Below are 13121 nucleotides of genomic sequence, written 5' to 3'. Positions count from 1 at the left end.
GGGTCAAAATGGCCAAGCACCATATTCTTGGCTACATCGTGGCGTTTATTCCTGCTTCGCTGGCATTAGGTTTAGCCAGCCAGGCAGGCGCTGGATATCTGTGTGTGGCGCTCACCATGGGCGGCTACTGGCTCTACTTGGCGCTGCGTGGTTATCGTTTAGACGACGATGTCCGCTGGGCCAAGCGTGTCTTTGGTGTTTCTATCCTGACCATTACGGCAATGAGCATTGTGATGGTATTAGAGGCAATGGTGCCCATGCTGGTGTAACTAAGCTGATCGCTTAGGCCACTCGCCGTCACATAGCGCCCCGAGTAGACATCTGCTCGGGGCGTTTTAATGATATCCGCTGCTCAGCCTGACCTCTCAGCTCTTCAAGCGATTAATTGGGCGGATTAAACAACGCATGGAGTTAGACTTTGGCTTAATATGCGGCGGTGCGGAAATAAGCCACTAGATTTCCTTAGCCTTGCCCACAAAAGCGAGGCATGCTTAATGTAGATGCCCATCTCTCGCTATCTCTCTTCTTACTTTGCCACTGTGAGCCGTTTCGTTCTTATGCCTGCGTCCTCTTTGCCCAGTCTATTGCCGCGTCGTTTAGCCATCCTGCTGATGGTAACAGTGGCGACAATGTTTGCCGCCAATCATGTCTCTGCACGGCTGGCATTTGATAATGGTGCTGGGCTATTACTCGCGGTATTAACGCGCTCAGGTGTGGCATGCCTAATACTTTTGGCACTGGTGGTTGTGCAGAAAAAGCGCCTGTGGCTGCCCGCAGGCAGTTGGCCCTGGCAGCTAACCGTAGGGCTGCTAATTGCGATTCAGAGCGTTAGCCTTTACTCGGCGGTAGCAAGGCTGCCCGTGGTGATTGCACTGCTGCTGGTCAATACCTTTCCCATTCAGCTGGCGTTGTTAAGCTGGGCATTTGGCGGCCCGCGACCAACGCTGCGTAGCTGTTTGATCATGGGCACTATCTTAATTGGGCTGCTGGTGGTGCTGGATATTCCTTCCTGGTTAGCCAATACCGATGACATGGGGCCAGGCTGGGTCGCAGGGATTTGTTTTGGCCTCGTGGCCGCGTTTGTTTTTGCTTGTGCGCTGTGGGTGACCGAGCACCGTTTAGCCGGCGTAGGCAGTACGCTGCGCAGCCTGCTGACCATGCAGACAGTGTTTACCGCGATGGTCATTGGCGGTATCGCGGGTGTCGTGCCGGGAGGCATGAGCCTGCCTGAAAATAGCTCGGGTTGGTTAGGGCTTGCGCTACTTGCCCTGCTGTATGGGTCGGCGTTTTCAGTCCTATTTATTTTTGTACCTAGGCTTGATATGGCGCGTAATGCGCCGGTAATGAATATCGAGCCAGTGGCGTCGCTGGTGCTCGGTTATTTTGTTTTAGGTCAAATGCTTAGCCCCGGGCAGCTAGTCGGTGGTGCGGTTGTTGTCGGGGGGATTGTGGTGCTTAGCTTATCCAAGGGAAGGTAAATATTTGCGTTATTGATAGGAATGGACCACAATGCAGCGGAGTAAGGAAACACTGTTTTTTAACTGAGGTACAACCTATGAAGATGTCCGTATTATCACTAGCATCCGCGGCACTCCTGGTTGGCGCAGGTACGTTCGCAGCATCTGCTCAAGCACAGCAATCCTTCAACTATCCACAAGGATACGTAGGTGGTGATGCGATGTTCTGGAGCCTTGATCCAGACAATGGCTCTTCGCGTGATTCCGTGGGCCTACGCCTGCGCGGCGGTGCGCAGTTTAACGATTACTTCGCACTAGAAGGGCACTTAGGTACGGGCGGCTCTGACGGTGGCGCTGAGCTGGATTATTTAGCGGGTGCTTACGCCAAAGGTATTTTCCCCGTCTCGCCTGACGTTCGCATTTACGGCTTAGCGGGCGTTACGGACGTAGATTTTAATAGTGATCGTGAAAGTGGCTTTTCGTATGGCGGCGGCGCGGAATTTGACGTCGCACCGAATTTAGCCGTAGGTGCTGACTATATGCGCTACCTTGATAAGTCTGCCTACACGTTTGATGCTGCCAGCGTAGGTCTGCGCTATCGTTTTTAATCGTTAGTAATCTGTGTTAATCGTCAAGCCCATGGCCTTTATGCCATGGGTTTTTTTGGTTTTTACGACCCACCATTATCAAAGCATATGTGTTCCATGCATCGGCCAACATTGTTAGCCAGCTAATTATTTGTTAGACTAAAGTATCTTATACAATGCGCGCCCATCAGCGGCGCTGGCCAGGGCTACCCTGGCGGCTAACAAGTGAGCCCTGCATGACCCCCGATCAAACATTTGCCCGCTGGGTGAAGGTCGCTATTGTCGCCTTCATAGTGTTATTTATTTATTTTTTAGTGGCCGACAGCTTTATGCCAATGACGCCGGAAGCGCGGGTAATGCGGCCGGTTACTCGCATTGCGCCTGAGCTTAGTGGCCCGGTAGACGAACTCTCAGTGCGCGATCATCAACGTGTTGCAAAGGGCGATGTGCTGTTTCAGATAGAGGCGGCGCCCTTTGCGTTAGCGGTCGATCAGGCGCGTCTTAATCGTGAGCAGGCCGAGCGAGAGAATGCCCGCTTAGAGGCAGACTTGGCCTCCGCACAGGCAGATTTGGCATCGGCAGAGGCAACGGCCAGTGAAAGCCAGAGTGAACGTCGGCGTGCTGAAACGCTGCTGTCTCGCCAAAGCGTATCGCGTCAGCAGTACGATCAGCAGGTGGCCGCTGAACGAACGGCGCAAGCAAGCGTCGCCGCCGCCAGGGCGAAAATCGTCAGTCTTGAAGTGCAGCTAGGCGATTCAGGTAATACGAATCTGCGCGTTCGTCAGGCAGAAAACGCGCTGGCACAGGCTCAGCTGGACCTTGCTCATACGCAGGTGCGCGCCGCCCAGTCAGGCAATGTGACTAACCTGCAGCTAGGCGTTGGCGACTACGTTCAAGCCGGCCAGCCGGCCGTCGCAGTGGTGGCTGAAGAAGTGGATATCATTGCCGATTTTCGTGAAAAGAGTTTGCGCCATGTAGTGCTTGGCGACCCCGCACAAGTGGTTTTCGATGCATGGCCGGGTCAAGTATTTGACGCGCGGGTGATTGCCGTGGACGCCGGTGTACGCGAAGGGCAGCTAGCCGCCGACGGCCAATTAGCCGATATTCCCACATCCGACCGCTGGATTCGTGACGCCCAGCGTATGCGCGTGCATGTTGCTCTCCAGCAGCCGATTATAAACGCGCTGCCGAGCGGTGCGCGCGCCACCGTGCAGCTTCAGCCGAGCGACTTTGTGTTGGCAAAACCCTTTGGCTGGCTGCAGGCGCACCTGATTAGCTTGCTGCACTATGTATATTAAGCCGCTAAGCGAGTGGTGGGGTAAGCGCGGTGGTTCTAATGTGCCGCGTGCTTCTCGCCCTGGGCTAACCCAAAATGGTCTGCGCCAGTGCTTGCGGGTGGCGGGCGGCGGTACGCTGGGGTTTGTGGTCAGTCAGCTAATGGGCTGGAACTACGGGGTATTTTTTACCGTTTTCCCGATGTTCTTGCTGGGCATGGTGCCTATCCTTAATGGCAGTATTATTCGCCAGTTTTTAACCAATGTTTCCCTCAACGTGCTGGAAGTTAGCCTGGTGGTTGGGCTGCTCAAACATATGCCGGTGATAATGACGCTGGTGGTGCTGGGCATATTTTTATTTCGATTTAACTTAATGGCAAAGGGGCCGCTGTTTTTATTCGGCGCCAATGGTGTGCTCACACTCAGCATCCTGCTTCATTTTGCCAGTTACCCCGGCACCGACTTAAGCGATTTGTTGGCCTGTAATTTAGCCGCGAGCGGCCTAGCGGTATTTATTGCCATGCTCATGCATACCCTGTTCCCTGACGTTGAGGCTCGTAAACCACCGCCGAAAAGTGCCAAATCGCTGGCGCAAATTCGCCATGAAACGTTGATTGGTGGGATAACTGCGACGCTTTCTTTTGTTGTGTTTCAAGCCTTTGACTTAAAAGACTCGCTTTCGGCGCAGATGGCGACCATTTTGATTTTGTTTGCCTTGGGATACTCCGGCGCACGCCTTTCCGCCGCGAAGCGGGCGGTAGGCACGTTGCTGGGGTGCAATTTAGCGCTTCTAATGCAGCTGCTGTTGTATACCCAAAGCCATCATTTCCTGCTGGTGGTGATTATTTATTGGTTGGGATTAATGCTTTTTGGGCGTGAACATATTCACGAAGGGGGCGGCTCAGGGATTGGTTTTGGTGGGCTAACGACCCTGGGTATTCTCTTTGGGCAGTCACTTGGACCTAATCAAGACCTTGTTTATAGTGCACTTTATCGGTTTTCTTCCATGAGCGTGGCGCTGGTGTCAACGCTGCTTGTGATGTCGTGTTTGCACTATTTATTGAATTACTGGGAGCCCACGCGCTTGCCAGAAATAAAGCGATCATAAATAAATTAGCGCAACTTTTTTAATAGAGACTACTCTGGTGATATGTCGATGTGTGATTCTCAGTACAGTTCACACTTTCACATACGGCGTTTTCCCTACTAACGGATTAGAGGTGCTCGTCATGTCAACAGGTAAAGAAGATAAAGCGAAAGGTACTGCCAACAAGGCTGCTGGTAAAGTGAAAGAAGCTGCGGGTAAAGTAACCGGCAGCGAAAAAACTGAAGCCAAAGGCAAAGCCCAGCAAGCAAAGGGTGAGCTGCAAAAAGGTAAAGGTGAAGTCAAGGACGCGCTTAAGAAAAAGCACTAATTCTTACGCTGTAGTCATTACTGACTAACAGTAATGACTGATAACAACAGGGGGCCTTCGGCCCCCTGTTTGCGTTTGCGGGAGCTGCCGTCACATCAATGGTGGTGGGAAACGCCGCTTCCGCCCACCGCCACAATATTGAACGGTTTCCCTTCTAGTGGCATCTCATCCACTTGTTCAAAGCTATTAGCATCCACGAAATGTAGTGTTTCCGCTGCGGGATCGGTCACCACGATGTTGTCTCCAGCGATGGCAATGCGTGGTCGCGGGTCGTTCCAATGGCCGTCCATGGAGTAGGGGTCTGTCAAACGCAGTGATTGCGTCAGCTCGCCACTGAGCACATCTACCTTATGCAACTGGCCATCTTCGGTAAACACATAGGCGAACCGCGGACGAATAGGATCAGTGGCAAAGTGGACGCGGCGAGTAGGCAACTGCACTAGCTGAAAGCCTTCTTCCCCTTGAGAGGGGTCGATAATCACGAGACGGTCAGCGCCAAAGTTGCCAATAAAGTATTGCAGTCCTTTACCGCCGAGTAGCGTTGAAGCACTGCCTTCTGGCAGCGAAGCAGGGTAGGCCAGGTGCTCGATCTCAGGCATGCCGTCTTGAGTTGAAATAATCAGCAGGCCGGTTTGGCACGCCAAGGCATAAAGGCTGCCTGAGCCAGCCGAGCCATGCAGCCCTGGGCATGCGACGTCTTCTCCAACATGATTGCCCTCAAAGTCTACTACTCGCGCACCAATGGGGCGTTGGGAAGCGTCGTCAGGGTTAGCAATCGATACAACGGCGTGATGCTGATAGGGCACTGCAACACCGTGATGGGCAGCTTCAATGTTAGCTGTACGAATCTCTGGCTGACCCTCAAGCACACTGTTTTCGGTAAAAAAGCGCGCCTCATCTTCGCCGTCAAACCATTGGGCGATATAGCCCTGCTGTTCAACAAAATGGGCCGGACGCTCACCCGTTAGCTCTATATCCAGGTGCTCGGGCGCATCGACATCAATATCGGCATGGTCGCCGTGGTCATGAAACGCGACCCCGGTATTGATCGCCGAGACGCGGCCTTCTGAGCCTTGAACGGCAAATACCGTTTGGCCGCTGCTGGTACGATGCAGCGCCGCCGGCCCGCTGAGCTTATATGTGTCGATCAGCGCTTTGTCAGTGGCATCAATAACACTCACTGTAGGGGACGCTTGGTCCGCGACGAAAAGCCGCCACTCGGTGACACTCTCATCGTGGGCATAAGCGCTGGTGCTGCCAATAGCGACCGCTAACGCCGCGATTGAGCGGGCCAAAATGCGTTTCTTCATAACATCTCCTGAAAACAGAACGTTCGTAGTGCCTTGCTGGGTATACGTCACAGTCAGAAAGGATTAAGGCGGCGTAAGCGCCGACATTAGCGTGGCAACGTTGTAGCGCATCATGGCTTCATACGTTGGCGCGGGCCCTGCTGTGCTGGAAAGCGCATCAGAGTAAAGGGTGCCGCCCATGGGTAGGCCCGCTTCAGTGGCAATCTGCTCGACCAAGCGCGGGCTGGAAATGTTCTCGGCAAACACCGCCGAGACCTGCTGTGCTTGAAGTTCATCGATTAAGCCTGCGACATTTGCAGCGCTGGCTTCAGATTCCGTTGACATGCCTTGAGGGGCTAGAAAGGTTAGGCCGTATGCATTTTCGAAGTAGCGAAAGGCATGATGAGCGACCACCGCTGTACGCCGCGACTCGGGAAGGGTTCTTAGCTGCTCGCGGATATCGTCATCGAGTGTTGTTAGTGTGGCCGAGTAGCGCTGTTGATTGGCTTCATACGCACTGCAGCCAGCCGGATCTGCTGCGCAGAATGCCTGGGCGATATTGCTGACATACACCTGCGCGTTGCTAACCGATTGCCAGGCGTGCGGGTCTTCCGGTGCCGCGTGGAACACAGCCTTATCGCCAATAAAATGGTAGTGGCCGCCCTGGGGGTCTTGCAGAATCTCGGCGTTATCCGTCAGCGTGACTATCTCCGCATCGCTGCCGCTGGCCGCGATTAGGCGTGCCAAGAATCCCTCGAACATCAAACCATTGATCAGCACGATATCAGCCTGTGCCACGGCCTTTACGTCGGCCGGCGTTGGCTCGTACATATGCGCATCTGAATCTGGCCCGACAATACTCGTAAGGGTGATCCGGTCACCGCCTATTTGCTGAGCAAAATCGTTAATAATGGAAAACGAAGCCACCACCTTTAGTGCGGGCTCGCTGGCCCCAGCAGTGCCTGCGCTGAATGCAGCTATGCTTACCAGGAGTGGCGTGACTACGGCTCTTAACAATCCCATGGCGCTTATCTCGTAAAACGGCTTTATATAAAATATGTTATATCATAACAATGAAGAGGTTGGGAAGATTGATCTGTTTATAACGTCAGTTTGTATTTCAGCAGTGAGTGGGCAATAAAAAGCCCTCGCTTGCATCGCGAGGGCTAACAAACACTCAGCGCAGGGTGTGCTTACACCTCTTGATACAGCGCGCTGCCTTTCTGTCGAAACTTCTCCGCCTGCTCTTCCATGCCTTTCATCACCGCCTCCTGATCGCCATTCAAACCATGCTCATTGGCATACTCACGCACTTCCTGGCTGATTTTCATGGAGCAGAACTTCGGCCCGCACATGGAGCAGAAGTGGGCCACCTTCGCGGAGTCCTTGGGCAGGGTTTCGTCGTGATATTCGCGGGCGGTGTCCGGGTCTAGTCCCAGGTTGAACTGATCTTCCCAGCGGAATTCAAAGCGCGCCTTGGAAAGCGCGTTATCACGCCGCTGCGCCGCCGGGTGGCCCTTGGCTAAATCCGCTGCGTGGGCGGCAATCTTGTAGGTAATGATGCCGGTTTTAACGTCGTCTTTATTGGGCAGGCCCAGGTGCTCTTTGGGCGTGACGTAGCAAAGCATCGCGCAGCCAAACCAGCCAATCATCGCCGCCCCAATACCCGAGGTGATGTGGTCGTAGCCGGGGGCGATATCCGTGACCAGCGGCCCGAGGGTATAGAAGGGCGCCTCGTCGCAGTATTCCAGTTGCTTATCCATGTTTGCTTTCACCAGGTGCATGGGAACATGACCGGGGCCTTCGATCATCACCTGTACATCGTGCTTCCAAGCGATATGAGTGAGCTCGCCCAGGGTTTTAAGCTCGGCCATTTGCGCTTCGTCGTTGGCATCGGCTACCGAGCCAGGGCGCAGGCCATCGCCGAGGGAGAACGCCACGTCGTACTGCTTACAGATCTCGCAGATCTCCTCGAAGTGGGTGTACAGAAAGCTCTCCTGGTGATGGAACAGGCACCACTTGGCCATGATGGAACCGCCGCGGCTGACGATACCGGTCACTCGCTTGGCGGTAAGCGGCACATAGCGCAGCAGCACGCCCGCGTGAATGGTGAAGTAGTCCACCCCCTGTTCGGCCTGTTCAATCAGCGTATCGCGGAACACTTCCCAGGTAAGGTCTTCGGCCACGCCTTTAACCTTTTCCAGCGCCTGATAAATGGGCACCGTGCCAATCGGCACCGGCGAGTTGCGCAGGATCCACTCGCGTGTTTCGTGGATGTTTTGCCCAGTGGAGAGATCCATAATGGTATCCGCGCCCCAGCGGATTCCCCAGGTCATCTTGTCCACTTCTTCCTCAATGGAAGACGTCACCGCCGAGTTACCCAGGTTGCCGTTGATCTTGACCAGAAAATTACGGCCAATAATCATCGGCTCAGATTCTGGATGGTTGATGTTATTGGGGATAATCGCCCGCCCACGGGCGACTTCATCGCGCACAAACTCAGGCGTGATTTCTTCCGGCAGGCTGGCGCCAAAGCTCTGGCCGGGGTGCTGATGGCCCAGAATGCGTTCCACTTCTGCGGTACCTAACGCCTGGCGTCGCTGGTTTTCGCGAATGGCAATAAACTCCATTTCCGGGGTAATAATGCCCTGGCGGGCGTAGTAAAGCTGGGTAACGTTCTTGCCTGCTTTAGCGCGGCGCGGCGTACGGGTTAAATCAAAGCGCAGCTGTGCAAGCGTGGGGTCGTTAGCGCGGCGCTTGCCGTAATTAGAGGTATGGCCTGACAGGAACTCGGTATCGTTACGCTCTTCAATCCAGGTGCGGCGAAGGGCGGGCAAGCCTTTGCGTAAATCGTTGTTGGCATCTGGGTCGGTGTAGGGGCCGGAGGTGTCGTACACCAGCAGCGGCGGGTTCTCTTCATCAATGCCGCTGGTTTTAGTCGGCGAAAGCGAGATCTCCCGAAACGGCACGCGGATATCTGCACGCGAGCCTTCAATGTACACCTTGCGCGAGCCGGGTAGCGGCGCAATGGCGGCGGCATCGACCTGGGCGGTTTCAGCTAAAAAGTGGCTGGTTTTACTGGTGGCGGTCTTAGCCGTTAAGGTATTAGTCATTGCGGTCTCTTCGATTGTTGTTGGGAAGGATTAGTGAGACAGGTCTTCGTCTGTTAGCGACAGGCCCATCTGCCAGAAATCGATTTCCAGGCGGGTAGCATCGCGGAAGATTTTGCTCAGCTCTTTAAAGCGGGCGGGGGTAACATCGGTAAGGCGGGCGTTGAGCCATGCAAGCTCCGCCTGCATAGCGGCTTGAAACTCTTCGCCTTCGTACATGGCAATCCAAGCATCAAAAGGGTTTTGCGCGCCGCGCAGGGTTGTGGGTTGGGTGTTCAGCCAGTTGGCGATTTCGCCATAGCCCACCAGGCAGGGGGCCAGTGCTACGTGCAGATCAAGCAGGTCGCCGCGGTTGCCGGTGTCCAATACGTAGCGGGTGTAGGCCAACGTGGCTCTGGCTTCGGGAAGCTCCGCCAGTTCTGCTTCGCTAATGCCCCACTCCTTGCAAAAGCCCACGTGCAGGCCCAGCTCCACATCCACAATGGCTTTTAAGCCTTCGTGGGCCTGGCGAAGATCGGCAAGGGTGGGGCTTTTGTAAGCGGCCAGCGCGTAGGCGCGGGCGAAGTGAATCAGAAACAGATAATCCTGCTTTAAGTAGTGGCGAAACGATGCCTCAGGCAGCGTGGCATTGCCCAACTGACGCACGAAATTGTGCTCAATATAAGCGCGCCAATCTTGCTGGCAGGCGGTGGTGAGATCAGTAAAGCGGTAGCCCATGATGCCTCCGGTGGTGGTGATCCGGAGGTAAGGCGAAAAAGATCGAGGAAATGGCGCTCAAAGGTGGCGTGCGATCGTAAGAGAGCTAGCCAAGGCCATCGCTTGATCCCTACGCCGGTACCCGCGCTGCATCTCATATGAAATACAGCGCATTAGCCGGATCAGGTTCAGCGGGACCAGCGCTCGGCAGCTAAAAATGCTTGCCCTGCGCCATCTCAGCCGGATTTCACCGGCACCCCGTCAAGCATTCAACTCCGCGAGTCTAGGCGGCGATGGGGGGAGATGCAAGGGAGTGAACAGTGGTGTTACGTGTTAATTTGAATCAATTGTGACTATTACCACTCATCATCACGGCATGATGCGATCAGGAAGCACCGACATTGACCACTGTTAACAAGACAAACTGGGAAGCCTTTTATTGCGCCAATCAAACACGAGCCGCCTCGCCCCTGTTACGGCGCGCTTTGGGGGATGAGTGCTTACCCAAAGGCAACGGCCATGCTATCGATTTAGGATGTGGAGGCGGCACCGAAACCGCGCTGTTGCTGACGTCCGGTTGGAAGGTATTGGCAATCGACAAAGAGCCCAATGCTATTGCGCGAGTCGAAACACTGAAAGCTGAATTACCCAGCGCTAAACTGAAGGTGATGACTTCGCGCTTCGAGGATTTGAAAGGCTTTCCACCGTCTGCCCTGGTCCACGCCGGGCTAAGCCTGCCGTTTTGCGAGCCAACGCACTTTCCCATACTGTGGGACATGATCCTTTCAGCGCTTGAGCCGGGAGGCTTATTTGTCGGGCATATCTTTGGTAATCGGCACGATTGGGCCAAGCATCCAGGTATGAGCTTTCACTCGACGCAAGAAGTTGAAGCCCTTTGCGGCGGTTTAGAGATCAAGCTTTTTCGCGATAGTGAGGGAGAGGGTGGGCTGGTAAAGCACCACTGGCATCGATTTGATCTTATCTTGAGAAAGCCAGCAGTTTAGATGAAATGCCTGATTGATCCAGAAGCTGCCACATGTCGTTCAATTGCGAGGTGCTCCAGGAATTGCCTTACTTCTTCACCCGCCATCGTGGTGCATTCCATGAAAACGAATGAAGAAGCGAGTCCAATAGCAATACGTCTTCTTAGTACGAAGGCTATAGCGCTTGACTCTGAGGGCAGCCTTCACCCTCTCCATCAGTTTCATAGGTTGCCTCCTTTATGACTTTGCATGTATTTATATGCAGTATTATTGGGTGTGGCAAACCGCGCAAGCACGCGAATTTTGGATATGCTGCCAAAATTGGCTTTGTTCTCAAAGGAATCAATGGGGTAAAGTCAAATTGGGTGGCTACAAAACCCCAATGAATGTGCGGCCGCGTTTATTGGGGTTTTGTAGCAGGGTGTATAATCACTGTTAGGCCTCACGAGCCACAGTCCCCGAATCCTTGCACCTCAATTGAGATTTCGCGCATGAGTCCATCACTTGGAACAATCATCATCTACGCCCGCGACATGCAGAAAACGGCTGCGTTCTACAGCAAGCACTTCGGCTTCGAGACATCTGGGCAGGTAGTTGAAGGACTCATTGAGTTGCAAGCATCTCACGGTGGGGCCAGCATCCTTATTCACCAAGCTGCCAAGTCCGTGAAACTTGGCCAGGTTGGCGTCAAGCTCAGTTTTCACGTATCCGACGTGGTGGCTTTTTCAGCCGCATCAGCAAAAAATGGGCTCAAGTTTGGTGCTGTGCACGAGGCAAACGGCTACTCATTCGCAAACGCCAAGGATGCGGACAAGAACTCGATTAGTATTTCCAGTCGGGCCTTCCGCAAGCACAGCGCAAGCAAGGCCTAACAACTCGTTCAAGGCGGACGGCTACGCCGCCGCTTAACTCAAGCGTTAGGCGTCTAATGAAGTTTCGCTAAGACTGCGGCTTCATTTGACAGATCAGGGGGAAAGAACATGTTCGCGGCGTACTACATCATCGTTGCGCTAATCACATTCTGGGCGGTGTCGACTCACCAATCTACGCGAGGCAAGCCTTTTGTGGCGATTGCTAGCGCCGCAATCATGCCGTTTACGCTTCCGCTTATTCCAGCCATTGGGCTTCTCTTTCTAGCTTACAAAAAGCTCGCTAACGGAGAGTTCCGCGACGATATCAAGCAAGAAGCTCCGAGGCAGCAGCAATCCATGCTCGACGAGATAGATCAAATTTCTAGCCAGCTGCTATCTAACAAAGAGAAGAGCTACAGCAAGTCTTTTGTCGATTCGTATGTTGCGTTCATGGATTCGACGGGGGCTTCGGGTACAGAAAAGAGAGCCAGGAATCCAGCATGGGTTAGTAATAAAGAAGAGTTAGAGGCCTTTACATCCTACGTAGTGGAAGAATCTTCGCGCCAAGGCGTGGCCCAAACCTACGCAATGATGATGTTCTTAAACCGAGACACACTAAATATGATACTCGGCTGCATTTCATCGGCAGAGGCGCAGGGCTACAACTTCAACCAGCAAAAAGAAATCGGTGTTGAGTTCATAAAGCGCGGCTGGATCAACTTGGACGAAGAGAATAAGAATAAAGCTAGAAATATCTCTCTGGATGCAGACGCAATGGAGATGCTTTCGGACATGGACTAGAGCACATGTCAATACATTTAGCTTCTCCGAAGACGCCTAACAATTCATTCAAGCCGAACCCGCTTCGCGGGTCGGCTTAATTCAGGCGTTAACAGGGAAGGAGCTCATGAATCAGAATCTCGCTGATGAACTGGTCACGATGATGACGGAAGACCAGCGATTATTGCAGCAACTCTTCGAATCTGGAGAGCTGCCATCTGAATCTTATCATCCCCAGATGAAAGCTCTGCATGAGCATAACGCTTCCCGTTTGAAGGAAATTATTAGTGCCCACGGCTGGCCCGGCATTTCGTTGGTCGCTGAGGACGCTGCCAAAGCTGCCTGGCTGGTCGCTCAGCATTCGGTTTCAGATACCGAGTTCATGGCGGAATGTGTTTCGCTGCTGGAAGATGCCGTCGCGAGACAAGATGTGGAAGGCTGGCAATTGGCATTCATTCAGGATCGAGTACGTACTTTATCCGGCAAGCTTCAATACTACGGCACACAGTTTGATGTTGACGAAAATGGATGGCCAACACCGTTTCCCATTGAAGATTCTGCTACGGTGAACGAACGCCGTTTGCGCCTTGGGCTGAATTCCCTGGAGGAGCGCCTGGGGCAGATGACTGAGCAGGAGCGGAAGCGCCGTGCCAATAACCAGCAAACCAGTTAACCAAAC

At 53.7% G+C, this 13121-nt stretch carries 14 protein-coding genes, 1 pseudogene and 1 riboswitch; of the genes and pseudogenes, 10 read left to right on the top strand and 5 right to left on the bottom strand.

Annotated elements, in window-relative coordinates; genetic code table 11:
- From ACTH5D_RS00510 to ACTH5D_RS00485, 6 genes and pseudogenes are all read left to right on the top strand, one after another.
- A pseudogene (locus ACTH5D_RS00510) lies at positions 1 to 269 on the top strand (heme o synthase); the annotation flags it as partial.
- A 288-nt stretch (positions 270 to 557) separates the two neighbouring features.
- On the top strand, positions 558 to 1478 hold the full coding sequence (locus ACTH5D_RS00505) for an EamA family transporter (RefSeq protein WP_441667714.1): 921 nt from the start codon (positions 558 to 560) through the stop codon (positions 1476 to 1478).
- A 77-nt stretch (positions 1479 to 1555) separates the two neighbouring features.
- Positions 1556 to 2065 (top strand): porin family protein, encoded by a 510-nt coding sequence (locus tag ACTH5D_RS00500; protein WP_096281673.1) that lies wholly within the window; start codon positions 1556 to 1558, stop codon positions 2063 to 2065.
- Between the two features lie 215 nt (positions 2066 to 2280).
- Positions 2281 to 3342, top strand: a complete 1062-nt coding sequence (locus ACTH5D_RS00495; RefSeq protein ID WP_441667707.1) for an HlyD family secretion protein — start codon at positions 2281 to 2283, stop codon at positions 3340 to 3342.
- Positions 3332 to 4426 (top strand): DUF2955 domain-containing protein, encoded by a 1095-nt coding sequence (locus ACTH5D_RS00490; RefSeq protein WP_441667706.1) that lies wholly within the window; start codon positions 3332 to 3334, stop codon positions 4424 to 4426. Before ACTH5D_RS00495 ends, ACTH5D_RS00490 begins: the two co-directional genes overlap by 11 nt.
- 121 nt (positions 4427 to 4547) lie before the next feature.
- Positions 4548 to 4733 carry a CsbD family protein gene (locus ACTH5D_RS00485; RefSeq protein WP_441667705.1) on the top strand — a complete coding sequence of 62 codons (186 nt, stop codon included), beginning with the start codon at positions 4548 to 4550 and terminating at the stop codon, positions 4731 to 4733.
- Positions 4734 to 4828: 95 nt separating this feature from the next.
- Here the strand turns inward: ACTH5D_RS00485 and aztD are convergent, their stop codons facing one another.
- The 4 genes from aztD to tenA form a co-directional block, all read right to left on the bottom strand.
- Entirely contained in the window at positions 4829 to 6043 is a 1215-nt protein-coding gene (aztD, locus tag ACTH5D_RS00480) for a zinc metallochaperone AztD (protein WP_441667704.1), read from the bottom strand.
- 63 nt (positions 6044 to 6106) lie between these two features.
- Positions 6107 to 7045, bottom strand: a complete 939-nt coding sequence (locus ACTH5D_RS00475; protein ID WP_441667703.1) for a metal ABC transporter solute-binding protein, Zn/Mn family — start codon at positions 7043 to 7045, stop codon at positions 6107 to 6109.
- A gap of 170 nt (positions 7046 to 7215) precedes the next feature.
- On the bottom strand, positions 7216 to 9135 hold the full coding sequence (gene thiC / locus ACTH5D_RS00470; RefSeq protein WP_441667702.1) for a phosphomethylpyrimidine synthase ThiC: 1920 nt from the start codon (positions 9133 to 9135) through the stop codon (positions 7216 to 7218).
- A gap of 30 nt (positions 9136 to 9165) precedes the next feature.
- Entirely contained in the window at positions 9166 to 9849 is a 684-nt protein-coding gene (gene tenA / locus ACTH5D_RS00465) for a thiaminase II (protein ID WP_441667701.1), read from the bottom strand.
- An 89-nt stretch (positions 9850 to 9938) separates the two neighbouring features.
- A riboswitch (TPP riboswitch) is annotated at positions 9939 to 10099 on the bottom strand.
- 130 nt (positions 10100 to 10229) lie between these two features.
- Here tenA and ACTH5D_RS00460 point away from each other — a divergent pair.
- Positions 10230 to 10832, top strand: a complete 603-nt coding sequence (locus tag ACTH5D_RS00460; protein WP_441667700.1) for a class I SAM-dependent methyltransferase — start codon at positions 10230 to 10232, stop codon at positions 10830 to 10832.
- 75 nt (positions 10833 to 10907) lie between these two features.
- On the opposite strand, the gene ACTH5D_RS00455 is transcribed toward ACTH5D_RS00460, so the two are convergent.
- Positions 10908 to 11027, bottom strand: a complete 120-nt coding sequence (locus ACTH5D_RS00455; protein ID WP_441667713.1) for a phage integrase N-terminal SAM-like domain-containing protein — start codon at positions 11025 to 11027, stop codon at positions 10908 to 10910.
- A 275-nt stretch (positions 11028 to 11302) separates the two neighbouring features.
- On the opposite strand from ACTH5D_RS00455, the gene ACTH5D_RS00450 reads away from it, so the two are divergent.
- The 3 genes from ACTH5D_RS00450 to ACTH5D_RS00440 all read left to right on the top strand — a co-directional run bounded on the left by ACTH5D_RS00450 (position 11303) and on the right by ACTH5D_RS00440 (position 13115).
- Positions 11303 to 11683 (top strand): VOC family protein, encoded by a 381-nt coding sequence (locus tag ACTH5D_RS00450; protein ID WP_441667699.1) that lies wholly within the window; start codon positions 11303 to 11305, stop codon positions 11681 to 11683.
- Positions 11684 to 11791: 108 nt separating this feature from the next.
- Positions 11792 to 12463, top strand: a complete 672-nt coding sequence (locus ACTH5D_RS00445) for a hypothetical protein (protein ID WP_441667698.1) — start codon at positions 11792 to 11794, stop codon at positions 12461 to 12463.
- Between the two features lie 106 nt (positions 12464 to 12569).
- Positions 12570 to 13115 carry a DUF6624 domain-containing protein gene (locus ACTH5D_RS00440; protein ID WP_441667697.1) on the top strand — a complete coding sequence of 182 codons (546 nt, stop codon included), beginning with the start codon at positions 12570 to 12572 and terminating at the stop codon, positions 13113 to 13115.
- The last annotated feature ends 6 nt before the right edge of the window (positions 13116 to 13121 follow it).

It is taken from the genome of Halomonas sp. (assembly GCF_052095695.1).
Classification (GTDB): Bacteria; Pseudomonadota; Gammaproteobacteria; order Pseudomonadales; family Halomonadaceae; genus Vreelandella.
Note: the sequence above shows the minus strand (reverse complement) of the source record. Positions and strands in the feature narration are given on the sequence as shown.